We start from the raw sequence: 18,495 nt of genomic DNA on the forward strand, positions 1-18,495 counted from the left end.
CAAATTCAAAGAGAAAGCTTGGATTCGCGTCCAGGCTTTTTTATTTGCATGGCGCACCGCCGAGAGGGGCGAGAAGCCTCGACAGGGTTCGACAAAACGCCTGCGTTTTGGACCGCCAACGGCGGCCCGCAGGGTGAGCGCAGCGAATCAACCCCTCTCTCACCGCCAAATTCAAAGAGAAAGCTTGGATTCGCGTCCAGGCTTTTTTTTTGCATGATGCACCGCCGAGAGGGGTGCGCGCAGCGCATCTCCCCCCGCTCTGTGACCGCGATTCTCATTTCCGCCGGTTATCCACGAACCTTACCGCTGATTTTCTCGCCTATTCATGACATCTGCCCTGCCGTTCGCCGCAGTTTTCAGCAAAGTGCGCACGGCTTGAGCGGACGAACAAAAACACAGAAATTATTCTTGACCGGATCGGCCCCACTCCCTATAGTAGCGCCCCGTTGCAGCGATGATTTCGCAACAAAAAATATGGTGAGGTGTCCGAGTGGCTGAAGGAGCACGCCTGGAAAGTGTGTATACGCGAAAGTGTATCGAGGGTTCGAATCCCTCCCTCACCGCCATACTCTACGAAGAAGCCTGAACTTGCGTTCGGGCTTTTTTGTATGCATAACGCACCGACCGGGAGGGTAAGAACCCTCGACTGGGTTCGACAAAACGCCTGCGTTTTGGACCGCCAACGGCGGCCCGCAGGGTGAGCGTAGCGAATCAATCCCTCCCTCACCGCCATATTCTAACGAGAAAGCCTGAGCGAAAGTTCAGGCTTTTTTGTATGCATAGCGCACCAACCGGGAGGGTGAGAACCCTCGACAGGGTTCGACAAAACGCCTGCGTTTTGGACCGCCAACGGCGGCCCGCAGGGTGAGCGCAGCGAATCAATCCCTCCCTCACCGCCATATTCTACGAAGAAGCCTGAACTCACGTTCAGGCTTTTTTGTATGCATAGCGCACCAACCGGGAGGGTGAGAACCCTCGACAGGGTTCGACAAAACGCCTGCGTTTTGGACCGCCAACGGCGGCCCGCAGGGTGAGCGCAGCGAATCTATCCCTCCTTCCACATAAACAAAAAAGCCCGAACGCAAATTCAGGCTTTTTTATCCCCACTGCCCAACCGTTCAGTGGTGCGTGCGCCCCATAGACGCCGGCTGCGCCAACGCGCGGCGCCAGTCGCCCGGCGTTTGGCCGAACTGGCGCTTGAAGCTGCGGTTGAACGACTGCTGTGAGTCGAAGCCGAGCGAAATCGCCACGCTGACGATAGGCTCGCCGCTGTTGGCCAGGCGCTCCGCCGACACTTTCAGTTTTTGCATGCGGATATACTCCCCCAGCGCGTAGCCGGTCTGGCGTTTGAACATGCGCTGCAGGTGCCATTTGGAATAGCCCGCGCGATCCGCCACGGTGTTGATATCCAGTTTCTCTTCCAGATTGTTGTCGATCCACGCCTTCAAATCGGTAATAAAGCCCGTAGTGTTCATGCTGATGCTCCCATCATTTGGCAGGGTTCCCCTCTGCCCGATGCACATACGTTGCAACAGTTTCGCTTTAAATGCAATTTTTATTATTGCATTTACCGGAAAGCCGCCACTATACTCCACCCAATTAATGTAACCGATATTGATACATTAATGTGACACCAATGTGTTTCAAAACCTAACGTTGCGCCGCTGCATGGCGCAGCCGGCCCCTCACCGCACGCCGGCGCGGGGCGAATCCCGGAGAACAGGGCCGGGTATGGGGCCTGACCGCACTTACTCATCGGAATAAAAATAATGGCAAATCAACCAAACTCATCGTTCAACGCCGGCGGCCGCACGCGCGCCGTCGCTCTGGGCCAGCGGCTCTCCGGGGTGGCGCTGCTGGCCGCCCTGCTCGCCGGGTGCGACAACAGCGTCGCGCACAACGCCCCGCCACCGCCGCCGGTGGTCAGCGCCGCCAGCGTGGTGGTCAAACCGATCAGCCAGTGGGATGCCTTCAACGGCCGGGTCGAAGCGGTGCAGAGCGTGCAGCTGCGCCCCCGGGTCTCCGGCTACATCGAACGGGTCAACTACACCGAAGGCGACGAGGTGAAAAAAGGCCAGGTGCTGTTCACCATCGACGATCGCACCTACCGCGCCGCACGCGAACAGGCGCAGGCCGAGCTGGTGCGGGCTCGCAACCAGGCCGCCCTGGCGCGCAGCGAATCCTCGCGCACCGAGAAACTGATCGGCACTCAGGCCATCTCTCAGGAAGTCTGGGAACAGCGCCGGTCGTCCGCCGCGCAGGCGCAAAGCAACGTGCTGGCAGCGCAGGCCCAGCTCGATATGGCGCAGCTGAACCTCGACTTTACCCGCGTTACCGCGCCGATTGACGGGCGCGCCAGCCGCGCGATGATCACCGCCGGCAACCTGGTCACCGCCGGCGACAGCGCCAGCGTGCTGACGACGCTGGTGTCGCTCGACAAGGTCTACGTCTATTTCGATGTGGATGAAGCCACCTTCCTGCGCTATCAGCAGCAGGGCCGCCACGACGCGCGCCTGCCGGTGAAAGTCGGCCTGGTAGGCGAAGACGGCACCCCGCATCAGGGGCTGGTGGATTTCACCGATAACCAGCTGAACGCCGGGACCGGCACCATCCGCATGCGCGCCCTGCTCGATAACCGCGAGCGCCGCTTCACGCCGGGGCTGTTCGCCCGGGTACAGATGCCCGGCAGCGCCGAGTTCAACGCCATGCTGATCGACGATAAAGCGGTGATGACCGACCAGAACCGCAAGTTCGTTTACATCGTCGATAAAGACGGCAAGGCGCAGCGCCGCGACATCGACGTGGGCCGCATGGCCGAAGGATTGCGCATCGTGCAGAAAGGGTTGGCAAACGGCGATCGGGTGATCGTCGACGGCATGCAGAAAGTGTTTATGCCGGGCATGCCGGTCGACGCGAAAACCGTCGCCATGAACCCTATCGCCTCCGCACTTAACTAAGCTCCCAGCAGAGACTTCTGACCCATGGACTTTTCCCGCTTTTTCATCGACCGACCGATCTTTGCCGCGGTGCTGTCGATACTGATTTTTGTCGCCGGGGTGATAGCCATCCCGCTGCTGCCGATCAGCGAGTACCCGGACGTGGTGCCGCCCAGCGTGCAGGTGCGCGCAGAATACCCGGGCGCCAACCCGAAAGAGATCGCTGAAACGGTGGCCACGCCGCTGGAAGAAGCGATCAACGGCGTCGAAAACATGATGTACATGAAATCGGTCGCAGGTTCCGACGGCGTGCTGGTGACCACCGTCACCTTCCGCCCGGGCACCGATCCCGATCAGGCCCAGGTGCAGGTGCAAAACCGCGTGGCGCAGGCCGAAGCGCGCCTGCCGGAAGACGTGCGCCGCCAGGGCATCACCACCCAGAAGCAGTCCCCGGCGCTGACGCTGGTGGTGCATCTGGTCTCGCCTTCCGGCAAGTACGATTCGCTGTACCTGCGCAACTACGCCACCCTGAAGGTCAAGGATGAGCTGGCCCGCCTGCCGGGCGTCGGCCAGGTGCAGATCTTCGGCGCCGGTGAGTATGCGATGCGCATCTGGCTCGATCCTAACAAGGTCGCCGCGCGTGGGCTGACCGCCTCCGACGTGGTGAGCGCCATGCAGGAGCAAAACGTGCAGGTCTCCGCCGGCCAGCTCGGCGCAGAGCCGATGCCGACGCGCAGCGACTATCTGCTGTCGATCAACGCCCAGGGCCGCCTGCAAACCGAAGAAGAGTTCGGCAACATCATCCTCAAGAGCGGCGACAACGGCGAGATCGTACGGCTGCGCGACGTGGCGCGCATCGAAATGGGCTCCGGCAGCTACGCGCTGCGCGCCCAGCTCAATAACAAGGATGCGGTCGGTATCGGTATCTTCCAGTCGCCGGGCGCCAACGCCATCGAGCTGTCGGACGCGGTGCGCGGCAAGATGGCCGAGCTGGCGACCCGCTTCCCGGATGGCATGAGCTGGAAATCGCCTTACGATCCGACGGTGTTCGTGCGCGATTCGATCCGCGCGGTGGTGGATACGCTGCTGGAAGCGGTGATCCTGGTGGTGCTGGTGGTCATACTGTTCCTGCAGACCTGGCGCGCCTCGATCATTCCGCTGCTGGCGGTTCCGATCTCCGTGGTCGGCACTTTCGCCGCGCTGTATCTGCTGGGCTTCTCGCTCAATACCCTCAGCCTGTTCGGGCTGGTGCTGGCGATCGGCATCGTGGTGGATGACGCCATCGTGGTGGTGGAAAACGTCGAGCGTAATATCGAAGAGGGGCTGTCGCCGCTGGCGGCGGCGCACCAGGCGATGCGCGAGGTTTCCGGCCCGATCATCGCCATCGCCGTGGTGCTGTGTGCGGTGTTCGTACCGATGGCGTTCCTCTCCGGCGTTACCGGGCAGTTCTACAAGCAGTTCGCCGTCACCATCGCCATCTCGACGGTGATCTCCGCCATCAACTCGCTGACCCTGTCGCCGGCGCTGGCGGCGCGGCTGCTCAAACCGCACGGCGCGCCGAAAGATCTGCCGTCGCGCCTGATCGACCGGCTGTTCGGCTGGCTGTTCCGGCCGTTCAACCGCTTCTTCGCCAGCAGTTCGCAACGCTACCAGCGCGGCGTCTCACGCGTGCTGGGCCGGCGCGGCTCGGTGTTTGTCGTCTACCTGCTGCTGCTGGCCGCCGCCGGGGTGATGTTCAAGACCGTGCCTGGCGGCTTTATCCCGACGCAGGACAAGCTGTACCTGATCGGCGGCGTGAAAATGCCAGAAGGCGCCTCGCTGGAACGCACCGATGCGGTGATCCGCAAGATGAGCGCCATCGGCCTGAGCGTGGACGGCGTCACCGATGCGGTGGCCTTCCCCGGCCTGAACGCGCTGCAGTTCACCAATACGCCGAATACCGGCACGGTGTTCTTCGCGCTGGAGTCGTTGAGCACCCGTACCCGCACCGCGGCGCAGATCAACGCCGAGATCAACGCGCGCATTTCACAGATCCAGGAAGGCTTCGCCTTCTCAATCATGCCGCCGCCGATCCTCGGTATCGGCCAGGGTTCCGGCTATTCGCTGTACGTACAGGATCGTGCCGGGCTGGGCTACGGCGCGTTGCAAACGGCGATCAACACCATGTCCGGCGCCATTATGCAAACGCCGGGGATGGGGTTCCCGATCTCCTCGTATCAGGCCAACGTGCCGCAGCTGGACGCCAAAATCGATCGCGACAAGGCCAAGGCGCAAGGGGTACCGCTTAATGCGCTGTTCAGCACGCTGCAGACCTACCTCGGTTCGTCTTACATCAACGACTTCAACCGCTACGGCCGCACCTGGAAGGTGATGGCGCAGGCCGACGGCCAGTTCCGCGACAGCGTAGAGGACATCGCCAACCTGCGCACCCGCAACGACAAGGGTGAAATGGTGCCAATCGGCAGCATGGTCAGCATCGGCACTACCTACGGCCCGGATCCGGTGATCCGCTATAACGGCTTCCCGGCGGCGGATCTGATCGGCGACGCCGATCCGCGCGTGCTCTCTTCTACCCAGGCGATGGGCGCGCTGACGCAGATGGCCGGCAAGCTGCTGCCGAACGGCATGAACATTCAGTGGACCGATCTGAGCTATCAGCAATCGACCCAGGGCAACGCCGCGCTGGTGGTGTTCCCGGTGGCGGTGCTGCTGGCGTTCCTCGCGCTGGCGGCGCTGTACGAAAGCTGGACGCTGCCGCTGGCGGTGATCCTGATCGTGCCGATGACCATGCTGTCGGCGCTGTTCGGCGTGTGGCTGACCGGCGGCGACAACAACGTGTTCGTGCAGGTCGGGCTGGTCGTTCTGATGGGGCTGGCCTGCAAGAACGCCATTCTGATCGTCGAGTTCGCCCGCGAGCTGGAAATGCAGGGCAAAGGCATCGTCGAGGCGGCGCTGGAGGCCTGTCGCCTGCGGTTGCGGCCGATCGTGATGACCTCCATCGCCTTCATCGCCGGCACCATCCCGCTGATCCTCGGCCACGGCGCCGGCGCCGAGGTGCGCGGCGTCACCGGCATCACGGTGTTCTCCGGCATGTTGGGGGTCACCCTGTTCGGGCTGTTCCTGACTCCGGTGTTCTACGTCACGCTGCGGCGCCTGGTGGCGCGCAAAGCGCAGCCGCAGACCGTCTGAACGCGGCGTTAAAATGCAAAAAGGTCGGGCATTGCCCGACCTTTTTTATGCATGCGAACCGCGATTATTTGTCTGCGGTTTCAGCCTCTTGCGCGGCGGCGTACTCCGCGCAGGCGCGCTTGTCGCCCCGTTCCAGTTCGGCCAGCGAATCGGCCACGGTATGGCGCGCCAACACCGCAAGCGAAGCCTGTTCGGCTTCGTTCACCACCGATTTGAAATACCAGCAGGCGTTGGCGCTCACCAGGCAGCGGGCCGGCACTTCAGGGCGGGAAGCCCAGATGCGCTTGTCGTCGATCACCGCCAGATAGATGTCCCGCAGGGTGATCTCTTCCGCCGGGCGGCCGAGGTGGATAGAGCCGTTGCGGCCCAAGGTGGAAACGATGATGCCGTCTTTGGTCAGCGGCACCATCAGTTTGCGGATAAAGCTGGGGTTGGCTTCCAGAGCGGCGGCAAGGGTGGCGCTCGTCGAACGCATGCCCTGCTTCTCAGCTACGGCGACGCTAAGGACCATTTGCAACGCTGTCGGAAAGCGAAAATCTAACATGTCGTTATCTCTGCGAGACGAAATACTCAGGTTTGGCCGGTGTGGCGATTGACGCCGATAACACCGCTTAATTGCACAATAATATAACAAACGCGGGGGCTTTTTTGAAGTTTTGCCCAGTGATATCGCACGCAGACATTAGAACGATCGCAAATTGTTGGGCGGGCAGAAAACAGAAACCCGCGTCAATGTTAACGCCGCTCGCTTAACCGGGTTAAACGATCAGAACTAACACTGCCCGCGGGCTTAATTCGAATGTGGCGATCAGGCTCTGTTCAGCACCAGCTGGCCGTTTTTATCCAACGGGATTTGCGTGCCCGGATCGTGATCCATGCGGATCTTGCCCTGCTGATTGCCGATCTTGTAGGTCACGTCATAGCCCAGCATTTTCTGAGACTTGTCATAGACCGTTTTGCAACGCTGCTGCACGCTGGTGGTGACGTCGTTATTCTGCATCGCCCCTTGCACCTGGTTACCGGCATAGCCGCCGCCCAGCGCGCCAACCACGGTCGCCACGTCGCGCCCGCGGCCGCCGCCGAACTGGTGGCCGATCACGCCGCCCGCCACTGCGCCCAGCACTGAACCGGCGATGCGGTTTTCATCCTGCACCGGCGCACGGTGCGTCACGGTGACGTTGCGGCATTCCTGACGCGGCGTTTTGATGGTTTCTTTAATCGGCGTTGCGGCGAGCACCTGCGCATATTGCGGACCGGCAGAAAAGACGTCCAGGCTGGCTACCGCGGCAATCCCCAGAGCGGCAGCGATACCAATTCCAACACCGGCTAACATTGACTTGTTCACAGGAAACCTCCTGAAAGTGTTACCACGCATTTTTTCCGGGGTCTGTTACCGGCATGGCACCGCGCTTATTATTTTGCGCGTGGGCGGCTTGCGGTATCCCGGTTTACGGCGTGCGCGACGCGCCGTCTGTAAACGAGGTAAAGTCTGCACAATGATCTGAAGCCCCGCAATAAGACAAGGGGACCAAAAATGCGGGAAAACGGCCGTTTTTCCGCTGTTTAGGAGGAATCTTAAGAATTTTACCCATACCGACGACAGCTTATGCTGAAGAATCAAGCAACCGCCGCCGATCGCCTCGCGCCGCCATAAAAAAACCCGCGCGGGCGAACCGGCGCGGGTTGGTCGACAAAGGCGGGATCAGTGCATTTTCAGACGTGGGCGGATCACCCGGTTGATGCCGCCCACCAGCATCATCAGGCCGGTTTTGATGTAACCGTGCAACGCCACCTGGTGCATGCGGTACAGCGAGATGTAAACGAAGCGCGCGATGCGCCCTTCCACCATCATCGAGCCGCGCATCAGGTTGCCCATCAGGCTGCCGACGGTGCTGAAGCGCGACAGCGACACCAGCGAGCCGTGGTCTTTATACACGTATGGCTTCAGCGTCTGGCCGTTCATCAGCGCCAGGATATTGGTGGCGCAGCGCGAGGCCATCTGGTGCGCCGACTGGGCGCGCGGCGGCACGAAACCGCCGCCCTCTTTCGGGCAGGAGGCGCAGTCGCCGATGGCGAAGATGTTCGGATCGCGCGTGGTCTGCAGCGTCGGCTCCACCACCAGCTGATTGATGCGGTTGGTTTCCAGGCCGCCGATATCCTTCATGAAGTCCGGCGCCTTGATGCCGGCCGCCCACACCATCAGATCGGCGTCGATGAACTCGCCGCCCTTGGTGTTCAGGCCTTTGGCGTCCGCGCTGGTCACCATGGTGTTGGTCAGCACGCGCACGCCCAGTTTGATCAGCTCCTGGTGCGCCGCAGCGGAAATGCGCGGCGGCAGCGCCGGCAGAATGCGCTCGCCGGCCTCCACCAGCGTCACGTTCAACGCGCTGTTGTCCAGGCCTTCGAAACCGTAGCTGTGCAGCTGCTTCACCGCGTTGTGCAGCTCGGCGGACAGCTCGACGCCGGTGGCGCCGCCGCCGACGATGGCGATGTTGACCCGCTCTTTTTGCCCCGGCTGCGCCGAGAATTTCAGGAACAGATTGAGCATTTCGTTGTGGAAACGACGCGCCTGATGCGGGTTATCCAGGAAGATGCAGTGCTCTTTCACGCCCGGCGTACCGAAATCGTTCGAGGTGCTGCCCAGCGCCATCACCAGGATGTCGTACGGCAATTCGCGCGCCGGCACCAGCTCGCCGCCCTGCTCGTCGCAGATCTGCGCCAGCTGCAGCGTTTGCGTTTCGCGGTTGATGTTGGTCAACGACCCCAGTTGGAAGCTGAAATGGTGGTTGCGCGCGTGCGCCAGGTAGCTGAGCGCATCCACGCCGTCATCGAGGGAACCGGTCGCCACTTCGTGCAACAGCGGTTTCCACAAATGGCTGTGGTTGCGATCCACCAGCGTGATCTCCGCTTTGTTCTTGCGGCCAAGTTTATGGCCCAGGCTGGTCGCCAGCTCCAAGCCACCGGCGCCGCCGCCAACAATAACGATTTTCTTCTTTGGCGTTGTCAAAATAACCCCCTAAATGTGAACCATTTGTTATTCCAGGGTAAATAAATAATATCCTTAGAATACATAGGGTTCGCTTAAAATAAATCGGCTCTCTGAGGCCAGAATAACATGTGAGGTTATTTGGTCATACCAAAATTGATGTACATCAAATTTTTTTGGTTAAAGGCTGGACGAGGGGATTTTTTGGCGATTGTGATTCAAATAGTTAGCGCTGAGTCACAGTTTTAAATTTTGCCGATTGCCACGCAAGATCTTGCCTTGGCGCACAAAAAAGCCGCACTTTCCGCCGGTGAAAAACGGGAAGCGCGGCTCACGGCAGCGTTATGAAACTGTTAACCCAGCGCCTTGAACGCCTTGATCCGCTGCAGATGGGGGGAGATGTTTTTGAACTTGTGCGTCTGCTGTTCATCCCACACGATCTCGTAGTAGTGATGCAGCAATTCGGCGCTGCGCCGGTTATCCAGCACCTCGTCGTGCCGCGACAGCACCACCAGACAGCGATCGCGGTTCTTCTCGCGGAAATCCTCCACGCACTTGGTGGCGATATCGCGATACTCTTCCGGCCGGTCTATTTTGCCGTGCATGTGCTCTTCCGGATACAGGTTCGGGTTGAACATCGCCTGGCGAATGCCGCACAGGAAGCCGATGCGCTCCGCCCAGAAACCGCCGAGGCCGACCCCGCAGATCAATGGGTGCGCGTCGCCGCCTTGCTGCACCGCCTTGTCCACCTCTTTCAACAAATGCTGCATGTCGTGACGCGGATGCAGCGTGCTGTAGCTGATGAAGCGCACGTCCGGATCGATAAACTGCAGCTGTAACACCTTTTCATGATTGCCGGGACTGGTGGAATCGAAGCCGTGCAAATAGATAATCATGTGGATCCTCGCAACAAGCCAAGGGCCGCGGGCGCGGCCCTCATCATTTCCGCTCTGCGCCGCGATGCGGCGCCTGGATTCACCCCTGCGAACGCTGCTTGTGCTCCTCCCAGCGTTCGCTCAGCGCGCTAAGCGCCTTGTGCGCCTGCTGCCAGCGCTCGGAGTCGCGCAGTTCCTGACGGGTGAACTGACCGCGATGATATAACCGCTTCACCTTCTCTGCTTTGACCGGGGACAGGTTATCCAGCACGCTGACCGCACCTTCGCGGTGGTTGCACACCAGGATCATGTCGCAACCGGCATCCAGCGCCGCCTGGCCGCGCTCGGCGTAGCTGCCCATGATGGCGGCGCCTTCCATCGACAGATCGTCGGAGAAAATCACGCCATCGAAGCCCAGCTCCTGACGCAGGATCTGCTGCAGCCAGTACGGCGAGCCGCTGGCCGGGCGCGGGTCCGCTTCAGTATAGATGACGTGGGCCGGCATGACGGCGTCCAGCAGCTGGCGGTTGATCAGCTCGCGGAAGATCGCCATGTCATGCTCGCGGATCTGCGCCAGCGGCCGCGGATCGCGCGGGGTTTCCTTGTGCGAATCGGCGCTGACGGCGCCGTGCCCAGGGAAGTGTTTGCCGGTGGTTTTCATGCCGGCGCTGTGCATGCCGAGGATAAAGCGTTCGGCCATCGCCAGCGCCTGCTGCGGATCGCTGTGGAACGAACGCTCGCCGATCGCCGCGCTGCCGTGGCCGATGTCCAGCACCGGCGCGAAGCTGATGTCGATATCCTGCGCGATCATCTCCGCCGCCATCAGCCAGCCGGCCTCCTGCGCCAGCCGGCCGCCTTCCTGCACATCGTGCAACGCGGCGAACGACTGCGCTGCCGGCAGGCGGGTGAAGCCCTCGCGGAAGCGCTGCACGCGCCCGCCCTCCTGGTCTACCGCCACCACCAGCCGATCGTGCGAGGCGGCGCGGATCTGGCGCACCAGCTCACGCAACTGCTCCGCATCGTGAAAGTTGCGGGTAAACAGGATCAATCCGCCAACCAGCGGGTGTTTCAGAATCTCGCGTTCTTCTGCATCCAGCTCGTAGCCGGCGACATCTAGCATTACTGGGCCCACGGGCACCTCACTTCATTATTGTTCGTTCAGAATTCGGATGATGATAAACAGAATCGCCGGCGCACCGCAGCGCCCCAGCGTAAAAATTCGGCGTCGCCGCTCTGCTGCCAGCGCACTTCAAACCACAGCAGCATCAGATAATCCACCCACGGCAGCCAGCCCCGCACCTGGGCCTGCAGCCGGGCGGCGTCGTGATAGCCCTGGCGCGCGTAGTGCTGCAAAAAGCGCTGCTGCTGCCCGGCCGACCAACCATTGCCGCGAAACAGCGCGGCGATATCCAGCGCCACGTCGCCGTCGGCGGCATACTCCCAGTCGATCAATCGCAGCCCCTCACCGGTGGCGAGCAAATTGCCCGGGTGGATGTCCATGTGCAGCGGCGCCAGGCGCAGCGGCCGTGGTGGCACACTTAGCAAAAAATGGCGCTGCAGGCGCAGCCAGGCGGGGGTTACACGCCGCGTATCCAGCTGCGGCCAGTAGCGGAGGAACTGCCGCCGCAGATCCAGCCGGTAACCGCTGAGCGGCCGCCGATGCAGTTCCGCCGCCATCGCCGCCAGCTCGCCGCGCTCATTCAGCGCCGCAAACTCGGCATCTGTGACGATGTCACCTTCGAGCCATTCGAGGATAAGCCACTGATTATTCTGTGCGAAAACCCGTGGCCCCAGCCCCGGCGCGCAGCGGCGCAAGACCCGCGCTTCCCGCCGGCGGCTCACGCCCAGCGCGCGTTTTTCCGCACTGTGCTGGCGCGCCAACAGCGTGATGCCCGCGCCGTCGATGCGCCAGCTCTCGCCGGTCAGCCCCTGCACCGGGCTGAAATGACAACCGGCGGTATTCACCGCCGGCAGTCTGGTTTCCATCAATCGTCGCAGCGCGGCCTCAGCGTTTAACGGCGCCATTGCCCGACCAGACGATCTCGCCGGTTTGCACCAGCATCAGCTGCATATCCAACGCCGGCGACTTCACGTCGCCGCTGACGTCGCTGTACAGCACGTACTGCGCGCCGACGATGCGCGCCAGGCCAATCGCCTTGCTGCGCGAACCGAAGCTGTCATCCGCCGACAGGCCCAGCGTTTGTCTGGCGCTGGTCAGCTTCGCTTCCGGCACCACGCTGAAGGTGGAATTCGACGCCAGCGCCTTGTACAGCGCCGCGGTGGCTTTGCCCATCTGCAGCGAACCGTTGGTGTTGTTCTTGACGCTGTCCAGCAGCAGCACGCTGCCGGCCGTGACGCCATCGGCCTTCAGCATCTGCCCCACCAGTGGCTGGACGCTGCCCAGCCAGTCGAGCTGCTGAATTTTCGGCGGCTGCGGCACCGGCTCGGTGGTTGGCGGCTGCGGCTGCTCGACCGGCGGCGTCGGCTGTTCCGGTTCGACGGTGACCGGCGGCAACGGTTGTTCCGGCTCAGGCGGGCGCGACAGACAGCCGCTGAGGGTTAATGCGGCCAGCGCCACTAAGACGTACTTTTTCATGCTTTTTCTCCAAACCTGGCAAGCGCTTACAGGTACAGATACAGACGCGCGCTTTTAGCGTCCAGATTGCCGTTAATCGAGTAAATTTTGGCGTCCGAGTCGGGCGCCACCACGATCTCGCGCGGTTTCTCGAAGGGGCGAATATCCAGCCCCTGCGCGTCGTACCAATAGAAGCGGTAATGTACGGTGACCGGCGTCATTTGGCTGTTGTTGAGCACCGAGGTCGCCATCACCCGCCCGGAGGCGTTCGAAATCGAGGGCGTATCGGCCAAAATGCCGGCGGTCAGCACCGAAGGATCCATCACCACCGTCTGCCCTTGGTTGACCGCGATGCCGGGCGGTGAACTGCATCCCATCAGCAACGCGGCGGGCAGCGCCAACGCCATCAGACCACGGAGAGTTTTTTTACCGCGCATGATTTCCTCGCTTAACGTGACAGCAGCGGCCCCAGCGAACGGCCACCGACCAGGTGCATGTGAATATGATAGACCTCCTGACCGGCGTGGCGGTTGCAGTTGACGATCAGGCGGTAGCCGTCCTCGGCGATGCCTTCCTGTTCGGCGATCTTCGCCGCGGCGGTGATCATGCGGCCCAGCGCGGCTTCATGCTCCACGGTCACGTCGTTGACGGTTGGGATCAGCACGTTGGGAACGATCAGCACATGGGTGGGTGCCTGGGGAGAGATGTCACGGAAAGCGGTGACCAGTTCGTCCTGATAAACCACATCAGCAGGGATTTCGCGGCGGATAATTTTACTGAAAATCGTTTCTTCGGCCATCTGGCGTTCCTTGTTTTACACAATTAGCTGTACGCAGTATGAGTGACAAATTCTACTGCTTTCAACCTGATTGCGCACTTTCCACGTCGAGTGCTGCAGATTCGCGCAGCCCGGCGCCCCGTTTGTGCATCTTTTCACTTTGGTTATTCACTATTGTTGCTTTACTTGCCCCGCGCCGCCGCCAATAGTAACCCCATGATTAACAAAGGATAGAGGGTGCTATGCCACTGAGGATTTCGGCGCTGTGCGCGCTGTTGCTGAGCGCCGCCGTGCAGGCGGCCACGGCGGGCGGTATCGATCTGCAGGCTAACCGAGAGCCGATACGCGCGGAGAAAAACCCGGCCGCTATCGCACTGATTCCGGCAAACTTTCACTTCGCGGTGCCCGGCAAGCTGACGGTGGCGGTGGCGTTCGAGAACTCTCCGCCGCTGGCGCTGTTCGCCGAGGACAATAAAACGCTGATCGGCAGCGATCCGGACATCGCCCGCCTGGTGGCCGACAGCCTTGGGCTGGAGCTGAATCTGGTGCCTACCTCGTGGGAAGATTGGCCGCTGGGCATCAGCACCGGCAAATACGACGCGGCGATCTTCAACATCGCCGTCACCAAACTGCGCAAGACCAAATTCGACTTCGCCACTTATCGGGTGGACACGCTGGGCTTTTACGTCAAATCCACCAGCCACATCACCTCGATCAACCGGCCGCAGGACGTCGCCGGGCTGCGGATCATCGTCGGATCCGGCACCAATCAGGAAAACATACTGTTGGGATGGGATAAGCAAAACCGCGCCGCCGGGTTGCCGCCGGTGCAGCCGATCTACGTCACCGACGACGCCGCCACCAACCTGAGCATTCAGTCCGGGCGCGCCGATGCGTTCTTCGGCCCCCACTCCACCGGCGCCTACAAGGCGGCGCTGACCGGCAAGACCAAAATGGTCGGCATCGGCCCCAGCGTGGCCTACGTCGCGGTCACCACCAAAAAAGGCAACGGGTTGGTGAACGCCGTCAACGCCGCCATCAACGGCGTCATCGTCAGCGGCGAATACGCGCAGGTGCTGGAACGCTGGGGCGAAGGCGATGAAAAGATCGAGCGCTCCGCCATCAACCCGCCGGGCATCGGCGACTAGCCGCCGATCAGCTGCGGCGCGTGTCGGCGCATCCACTCGGCCAGCGAGTCCAGCGTCGGCCGCAGCGATTTACCGAGCGCGGTGACCTGATACTCCACCCGCGGCGGCACCTCGGGAAATACCTGCCGCGTCACCAGGCCGCGCTGCTCGAACAGCCGCAGCTGACGCGTCAGCTCTTTCTGCGCAATGGGCGCCACCGCCCGCTGCAGCTCGCTGAATCGCACCGGGCCGTCGATCATTATCAGTCGGTACAGGATGGGTATCGCCCACTTGCCCGACACCAGATTGACGAAGTCCACCATCGGGCAGGGTTCGCCCGCCGGCGGCAACGCCGCCAAATTATTTTCCGCCGCTAATGGCGCTTGCGCCGTCATTTCATCCCACCTCGCCCTTTAGTATCCAAAAGGTGCCTACTATGCAAAAGTAACTATAGCGTAAATAATGCCGCAACTGACGCTAAAGAGGAATCGGTTATGGCACGACTGCAAGGCAAATACGCATTGATTACCGGCGGCACCAGCGGCATCGGGCTGGAAACCGCCCGCCAGTTCATCGCCGAGGGCGCGACGGTGGCGATCACCGGGCGCAGCCAAAGCGCCCTGGACGCGGCGGGCCAGGCATTGGGTGGCAAGGCGCTGTTGCTGCTGAGCGACGCCGGCAATATTCCGCAGCAGCGCGAACTGGCGCAGCGGCTGGGGCAACGGTGGCCGCGGCTGGACGTGCTGTACATCAACGCCGGCGACGTTACGCATCGCCCGCTGCAGGAGTGGGATGAGCAGAGCTATCAGCGGCTGATGGATATCAATCTGAAGGGGCCGTTTTTTCTGATCCAGGCGCTGCTGCCGCTGCTGGCCAACCCTTCTTCGGTGATCCTGTGCGGTTCGGTCAGCGCCCATATCGGCCTGCCGCAGAGCAGCGCCTACGCCGCCAGCAAAGCCGGCTTGCTGTCGCTGGCCAGAACGCTGTCCGGCGAGCTGCACGCGCGCGGCATTCGCGTCAACGGCCTCAGCCCCGGCCCGACCGAAACCCCGGCGTTGGGTAAGCTGGGGTTGGCGGAAGCGGATGAGCAGGCATTGCGCGACGATATCCGCGCGCTGGTGCCGATCGGCCGCATGGGCAGCGCGCTGGAGCTGGCAAAAGCAGCGGTGTTTCTGGCGGCAGACGAGTCGGCATTTATGGTCGGCGCCGAGCTGCAGATGGACGGTGGTGTGGGAAATTTATAATTTAGCGACGCGGCCGCGCCCCGCGCGGCTCGCAAGATCACCCCAGCCCAGGGATATCGACGCCGAAGGTCTGCAACAGCAGCACCACGTTGAGCAGCACGATCACCACCGTGCCGACCACCGCCGCCAGACTGGTCCAGCGGCCGTTGGCGAACTCGCCCATGATGTCGCGGCGGCGGGTGAACATCACCAACGCAATCATCGGCGCCGGCAGTGCCAGGCTCAGCACCACTTGGCTGTAGACCAGCGCGTCGGTGGCGTTGACGCCCATCGCCACCACGATAAACGCCGGCACCATGGTGACCAGGCGGCGCACCCACACCGGAATGCGAAAACCGACGAAACCCTGCATGATCATTTGCCCGGCCATGGTGCCCACCACCGAGCTGGAAATGCCGGAGGCGATCAACGAAGCGAGGAAGATGCCGGCGGCCGCCGCGCCGAACAGCGGCGTCAATGTATGGTAGGCGGTGCCAATTTCGGCCACGTCGCTGTTACCGGCGTGGAAGGCGCTCGAGGCCATGATCACCATCGCAATATTCACCAGCCCGGCAAGCGCCAGCGCGATCACCACTTCAATATTGGAAAAACGCAGCAGCTTGCGCCGCTCGCCGTTGTCGCTGGCCGGGCTGCGGTGCTGGGTCAGCCCCGAGTGCAGGAAAATGGCGTGCGGCATCACGGTTGCGCCGATAATGCCGACGGCGATGGTCAGCGCCTGCGCGTCCGGCAACTGCGGCGTCACCATGCCGAGGCCAGCCGCTTGCCAGTCCACCGGTACGATGAACATCTCCACCAGATAGCACAGCGCGATAATGCCCACCAGGCCGCCGATCATCAGCTCGACCGGGCGGAAACCTTTCTTTTCCACCATCAACAGCGCATAGGTGATCACCGCCGTCACCCCCATCCCCGCCAACAGTGGCATATGGAACAACAGCGCCAGCGCGATCGCCCCGCCGAGAAACTCCGCCAGATCGGTGGCCATCGCCGCCACTTCGCTGAGCAGCCACATGCCGATCACTACCGGCCGTGAAAACTGGTCGCGGCACATCTCCGCCAGATTGCGATTGGTGACGATGCCGAGCTTGGCCGACAGCGCCTGGAACAGCATGGCGATCAGGTTGGCCATCACCACCACCCACAGCAGGCTGTAGCCGTATTTCGCCCCGGCCTGAATATTGGTGGCGAAGTTGCCGGGATCCATATAGGCAATAGAGGCAATCACCGCCGGGCCGGCGAACAGCAACGGCGTAAAGGCGCCGCGCTTGCGTCCGGCAAGGGCGGCGCCAATCGCAATGTTGGTCCGTTCGGTTAACGATGGAGTGGTTGCCGCGTCACGCATGAATTACCCTCAATCTTTTACTGGTTATTTTTCCACCTATCATGCTGACAATGTAGCATCGGCTACACTTTATGCAACAGGCGAAATTCATTGGCTTTGTGTAGAGATATTTCTAACTACCACAATGCGTGGCATCGAATTGATAATGTGTGCTATTTGGACTAACTTAGGGCAACCCTCCCCGCATTGCCGGGAGACGCCATTTTTATGCTTACAGGACGCCCCACGCTATGGTTACCCGCGCGCCAGATAACGCCGATCGCCACGCCCAGACCGACATGCCGGACGAGGCCGAGCACGCCCTGCGTTTTAGCCGCGCCCGCGAAGCGCAATCCAATGCGCTGATCGAAGATTACGTTGAGCTGATCGCCGATTTGCTGCAAAGCACCCGCGAAGCCAGAACCACCGATATCGCGCGCCGCTTCGGCGTGTCTCACCCGACGGCGATCAAAAATATCGCGCGGCTGAAAAGCGCCGGACTGGTGGAATCGCGCCCTTATCGCGGGGTGTTTTTAACCGAGGAAGGCGAGCTGCTGGCGCAGAAGGTGCGCCGCCGTCACCGCATCGTGGTCGATCTGCTGATGTGCGTCGGGGTGCCGAGCGAAACCGCCGAGCTGGACAGCGAAGGGATTGAGCACCATATCTCGGACGAAACGCTGGCGGTGTTCGAGCATTACCTGCAAAAGCACGCCAAGCCCTGACTCCCGGAGCGCCGATGAGCTACGCCGTGCAGCAAATCCACGATCTGCGCCTGGTGGTGTTCGCCGAAGCCGGGCCGCCATTGAAAGACGAAAATGACGTCAGCCTGTTTATCGCGCCCGCCTTTGAACACGATGCCGGGATGATTGCCCTCCCCGTCAACCGCCTCGACGCCGCCTTTTTCCAGCTCAGAAGCGGCGTGGCCGGCGCCGTATTGCAGAAATTCATCAACTACCGCCTGCGCGTTGCGCTGCTGGGCGATATCTCCCCCTGGCTGGCGCAAAGCAACGCGCTGCAAGATTTCGTGCGTGAGGCCAACCGCGGCGAACAGGTCTGGTTCCTCCCTTCTCTCGCCGAACTCGAACAGCGCCTGGTCGCCTGACGGCAGGCAATAAAAAAGGGAGGCTTTCGCCGCCATTTCGAGGTTAAGGAAAACAAACAGTTACAGGGTTATCAGTAGTTTAGATGCCTGTAACTGCGTGCTTAAAATGGGTATAGCGTAGAGGATTTGGGCAAAATGTGGACACTGCGAGTTTCTTAAAGAAGCGTTACTCAACTCATCAATCCAACCATCCCTCTAGCGAAGACGAGCATTTTTAAGTTCATTGCCAGTGCAATATTTATACAGATCATTTAGTGACCGTTCGATGTTCGAAAGTTGCGCTAATCCATACTTAGGAAGACTAGTCAGTAGAGGAAGTTTATATTCTTCACTAGATTTCTTTATATTTAAAAAAGAATCTC

At 61.3% G+C, this 18,495-nt stretch carries 18 protein-coding genes, 1 tRNA gene and 3 other RNA genes; 10 read left to right on the forward strand and 12 right to left on the reverse strand.

The window, feature by feature from the left end; genetic code table 11:
- The first annotated feature begins 476 nt into the window (after positions 1–476).
- From ACJ8IN_RS20150 to ACJ8IN_RS20165, 4 genes are all read left to right on the forward strand, one after another.
- Positions 477–566, forward strand: a tRNA-Ser gene (locus ACJ8IN_RS20150).
- Between the two features lie 46 nt (positions 567–612).
- Positions 613–732, forward strand: a non-coding RNA gene (locus tag ACJ8IN_RS20155) — RtT sRNA.
- A 47-nt stretch (positions 733–779) separates the two neighbouring features.
- A non-coding RNA gene (locus tag ACJ8IN_RS20160) (RtT sRNA) lies at positions 780–899 on the forward strand.
- Between the two features lie 46 nt (positions 900–945).
- A non-coding RNA gene (locus ACJ8IN_RS20165) (RtT sRNA) lies at positions 946–1,065 on the forward strand.
- Between the two features lie 53 nt (positions 1,066–1,118).
- Here the strand turns inward: ACJ8IN_RS20165 and ACJ8IN_RS20170 are convergent.
- Positions 1,119–1,475, reverse strand: a complete 357-nt coding sequence (locus ACJ8IN_RS20170) for a helix-turn-helix domain-containing protein (protein ID WP_004928813.1) — start codon at positions 1,473–1,475, stop codon at positions 1,119–1,121.
- A 294-nt stretch (positions 1,476–1,769) separates the two neighbouring features.
- On the opposite strand from ACJ8IN_RS20170, the gene sdeA reads away from it, so the two are divergent.
- Positions 1,770–2,957, forward strand: a complete 1,188-nt coding sequence (gene sdeA / locus ACJ8IN_RS20175; RefSeq protein ID WP_033646431.1) for a multidrug efflux RND transporter periplasmic adaptor subunit SdeA — start codon at positions 1,770–1,772, stop codon at positions 2,955–2,957.
- 24 nt (positions 2,958–2,981) lie between these two features.
- Positions 2,982–6,125 (forward strand): multidrug efflux RND transporter permease subunit SdeB, encoded by a 3,144-nt coding sequence (gene sdeB, locus ACJ8IN_RS20180; protein ID WP_103772740.1) that lies wholly within the window; start codon positions 2,982–2,984, stop codon positions 6,123–6,125.
- 64 nt (positions 6,126–6,189) lie between these two features.
- Here the strand turns inward: sdeB and ACJ8IN_RS20185 are convergent, their stop codons facing one another.
- The 9 genes from ACJ8IN_RS20185 to hinT form a co-directional block, all read right to left on the reverse strand.
- On the reverse strand, positions 6,190–6,669 hold the full coding sequence (locus ACJ8IN_RS20185) for an RrF2 family transcriptional regulator (protein ID WP_025302433.1): 480 nt from the start codon (positions 6,667–6,669) through the stop codon (positions 6,190–6,192).
- Positions 6,670–6,933: 264 nt separating this feature from the next.
- Positions 6,934–7,470: a glycine zipper 2TM domain-containing protein gene (locus ACJ8IN_RS20190; RefSeq protein WP_004928798.1), complete on the reverse strand. Its 537-nt coding sequence runs from the start codon at positions 7,468–7,470 to the stop codon at positions 6,934–6,936.
- A gap of 357 nt (positions 7,471–7,827) precedes the next feature.
- Positions 7,828–9,132: an NAD(P)/FAD-dependent oxidoreductase gene (locus ACJ8IN_RS20195; RefSeq protein ID WP_004928794.1), complete on the reverse strand. Its 1,305-nt coding sequence runs from the start codon at positions 9,130–9,132 to the stop codon at positions 7,828–7,830.
- A 332-nt stretch (positions 9,133–9,464) separates the two neighbouring features.
- A complete protein-coding gene (gene ycfP, locus ACJ8IN_RS20200) occupies positions 9,465–10,007 on the reverse strand; it encodes an alpha/beta hydrolase YcfP (RefSeq protein WP_033638056.1) in 543 nt (180 codons plus the stop codon).
- A 79-nt stretch (positions 10,008–10,086) separates the two neighbouring features.
- Complete coding sequence (nagZ, locus tag ACJ8IN_RS20205) at positions 10,087–11,106, reverse strand: beta-N-acetylhexosaminidase (RefSeq protein WP_041034657.1); 1,020 nt, start codon at positions 11,104–11,106, stop codon at positions 10,087–10,089.
- Between the two features lie 38 nt (positions 11,107–11,144).
- Positions 11,145–12,011: a thiamine kinase gene (thiK, locus tag ACJ8IN_RS20210; RefSeq protein ID WP_060420602.1), complete on the reverse strand. Its 867-nt coding sequence runs from the start codon at positions 12,009–12,011 to the stop codon at positions 11,145–11,147.
- On the reverse strand, positions 11,992–12,582 hold the full coding sequence (lpoB, locus tag ACJ8IN_RS20215) for a penicillin-binding protein activator LpoB (protein ID WP_033646436.1): 591 nt from the start codon (positions 12,580–12,582) through the stop codon (positions 11,992–11,994). The genes thiK and lpoB overlap by 20 nt, the downstream gene beginning before the upstream one ends.
- A 26-nt stretch (positions 12,583–12,608) precedes the next feature.
- On the reverse strand, positions 12,609–12,998 hold the full coding sequence (locus tag ACJ8IN_RS20220) for a YcfL family protein (protein ID WP_033638052.1): 390 nt from the start codon (positions 12,996–12,998) through the stop codon (positions 12,609–12,611).
- A gap of 11 nt (positions 12,999–13,009) precedes the next feature.
- Entirely contained in the window at positions 13,010–13,360 is a 351-nt protein-coding gene (gene hinT, locus ACJ8IN_RS20225) for a purine nucleoside phosphoramidase (protein WP_004928776.1), read from the reverse strand.
- Positions 13,361–13,581: 221 nt separating this feature from the next.
- On the opposite strand from hinT, the gene ACJ8IN_RS20230 reads away from it, so the two are divergent.
- A complete protein-coding gene (locus tag ACJ8IN_RS20230) occupies positions 13,582–14,487 on the forward strand; it encodes a transporter substrate-binding domain-containing protein (protein ID WP_308325656.1) in 906 nt (301 codons plus the stop codon).
- On the opposite strand, the gene ACJ8IN_RS20235 is transcribed toward ACJ8IN_RS20230, so the two are convergent.
- Positions 14,484–14,861, reverse strand: coding sequence for a winged helix-turn-helix transcriptional regulator (locus ACJ8IN_RS20235; protein WP_072264913.1), 378 nt, complete (start codon positions 14,859–14,861; stop codon positions 14,484–14,486). The genes ACJ8IN_RS20230 and ACJ8IN_RS20235 overlap by 4 nt on opposite strands.
- Before the next feature lie 99 nt (positions 14,862–14,960).
- Between ACJ8IN_RS20235 and ACJ8IN_RS20240 the strand changes: the two genes are divergently transcribed.
- Positions 14,961–15,710, forward strand: coding sequence for an SDR family oxidoreductase (locus tag ACJ8IN_RS20240; RefSeq protein ID WP_161764293.1), 750 nt, complete (start codon positions 14,961–14,963; stop codon positions 15,708–15,710).
- A 37-nt stretch (positions 15,711–15,747) separates the two neighbouring features.
- On the opposite strand, the gene ACJ8IN_RS20245 is transcribed toward ACJ8IN_RS20240, so the two are convergent.
- Positions 15,748–17,052: an Nramp family divalent metal transporter gene (locus ACJ8IN_RS20245; RefSeq protein WP_004928764.1), complete on the reverse strand. Its 1,305-nt coding sequence runs from the start codon at positions 17,050–17,052 to the stop codon at positions 15,748–15,750.
- Positions 17,053–17,282: 230 nt separating this feature from the next.
- On the opposite strand from ACJ8IN_RS20245, the gene mntR reads away from it, so the two are divergent.
- Entirely contained in the window at positions 17,283–17,753 is a 471-nt protein-coding gene (mntR, locus tag ACJ8IN_RS20250) for a manganese-binding transcriptional regulator MntR (RefSeq protein ID WP_033638048.1), read from the forward strand.
- Between the two features lie 14 nt (positions 17,754–17,767).
- A complete protein-coding gene (locus ACJ8IN_RS20255; RefSeq protein WP_161764292.1) occupies positions 17,768–18,133 on the forward strand; it encodes a DUF4180 domain-containing protein in 366 nt (121 codons plus the stop codon).
- The last annotated feature ends 362 nt before the right edge of the window (positions 18,134–18,495 follow it).

It is taken from the genome of Serratia sp. CY31944, assembly GCF_052169175.1.
Classification (GTDB): Bacteria; Pseudomonadota; Gammaproteobacteria; order Enterobacterales; family Enterobacteriaceae; genus Serratia; species Serratia sarumanii.

Coding starts and splice junctions, on each gene's coding strand:
- ACJ8IN_RS20170 (WP_004928813.1), bottom strand. CDS start 1,475: ATGAACACTACGGGCTTTATTACCGATTTGAAGGCGTGGATCGACAAC.
- sdeA (WP_033646431.1), top strand. CDS start 1,770: ATGGCAAATCAACCAAACTCATCGTTCAACGCCGGCGGCCGCACGCGC.
- sdeB (WP_103772740.1), top strand. CDS start 2,982: ATGGACTTTTCCCGCTTTTTCATCGACCGACCGATCTTTGCCGCGGTG.
- ACJ8IN_RS20185 (WP_025302433.1), bottom strand. CDS start 6,669: ATGTTAGATTTTCGCTTTCCGACAGCGTTGCAAATGGTCCTTAGCGTC.
- ycfP (WP_033638056.1), bottom strand. CDS start 10,007: ATGATTATCTATTTGCACGGCTTCGATTCCACCAGTCCCGGCAATCAT.
- nagZ (WP_041034657.1), bottom strand. CDS start 11,106: ATGCTAGATGTCGCCGGCTACGAGCTGGATGCAGAAGAACGCGAGATT.
- thiK (WP_060420602.1), bottom strand. CDS start 12,011: ATGGCGCCGTTAAACGCTGAGGCCGCGCTGCGACGATTGATGGAAACC.
- lpoB (WP_033646436.1), bottom strand. CDS start 12,582: ATGAAAAAGTACGTCTTAGTGGCGCTGGCCGCATTAACCCTCAGCGGC.
- ACJ8IN_RS20220 (WP_033638052.1), bottom strand. CDS start 12,998: ATGCGCGGTAAAAAAACTCTCCGTGGTCTGATGGCGTTGGCGCTGCCC.
- hinT (WP_004928776.1), bottom strand. CDS start 13,360: ATGGCCGAAGAAACGATTTTCAGTAAAATTATCCGCCGCGAAATCCCT.
- ACJ8IN_RS20230 (WP_308325656.1), top strand. CDS start 13,582: ATGCCACTGAGGATTTCGGCGCTGTGCGCGCTGTTGCTGAGCGCCGCC.
- ACJ8IN_RS20235 (WP_072264913.1), bottom strand. CDS start 14,861: ATGACGGCGCAAGCGCCATTAGCGGCGGAAAATAATTTGGCGGCGTTG.
- ACJ8IN_RS20240 (WP_161764293.1), top strand. CDS start 14,961: ATGGCACGACTGCAAGGCAAATACGCATTGATTACCGGCGGCACCAGC.
- ACJ8IN_RS20245 (WP_004928764.1), bottom strand. CDS start 17,052: ATGCGTGACGCGGCAACCACTCCATCGTTAACCGAACGGACCAACATT.
- mntR (WP_033638048.1), top strand. CDS start 17,283: ATGGTTACCCGCGCGCCAGATAACGCCGATCGCCACGCCCAGACCGAC.
- ACJ8IN_RS20255 (WP_161764292.1), top strand. CDS start 17,768: ATGAGCTACGCCGTGCAGCAAATCCACGATCTGCGCCTGGTGGTGTTC.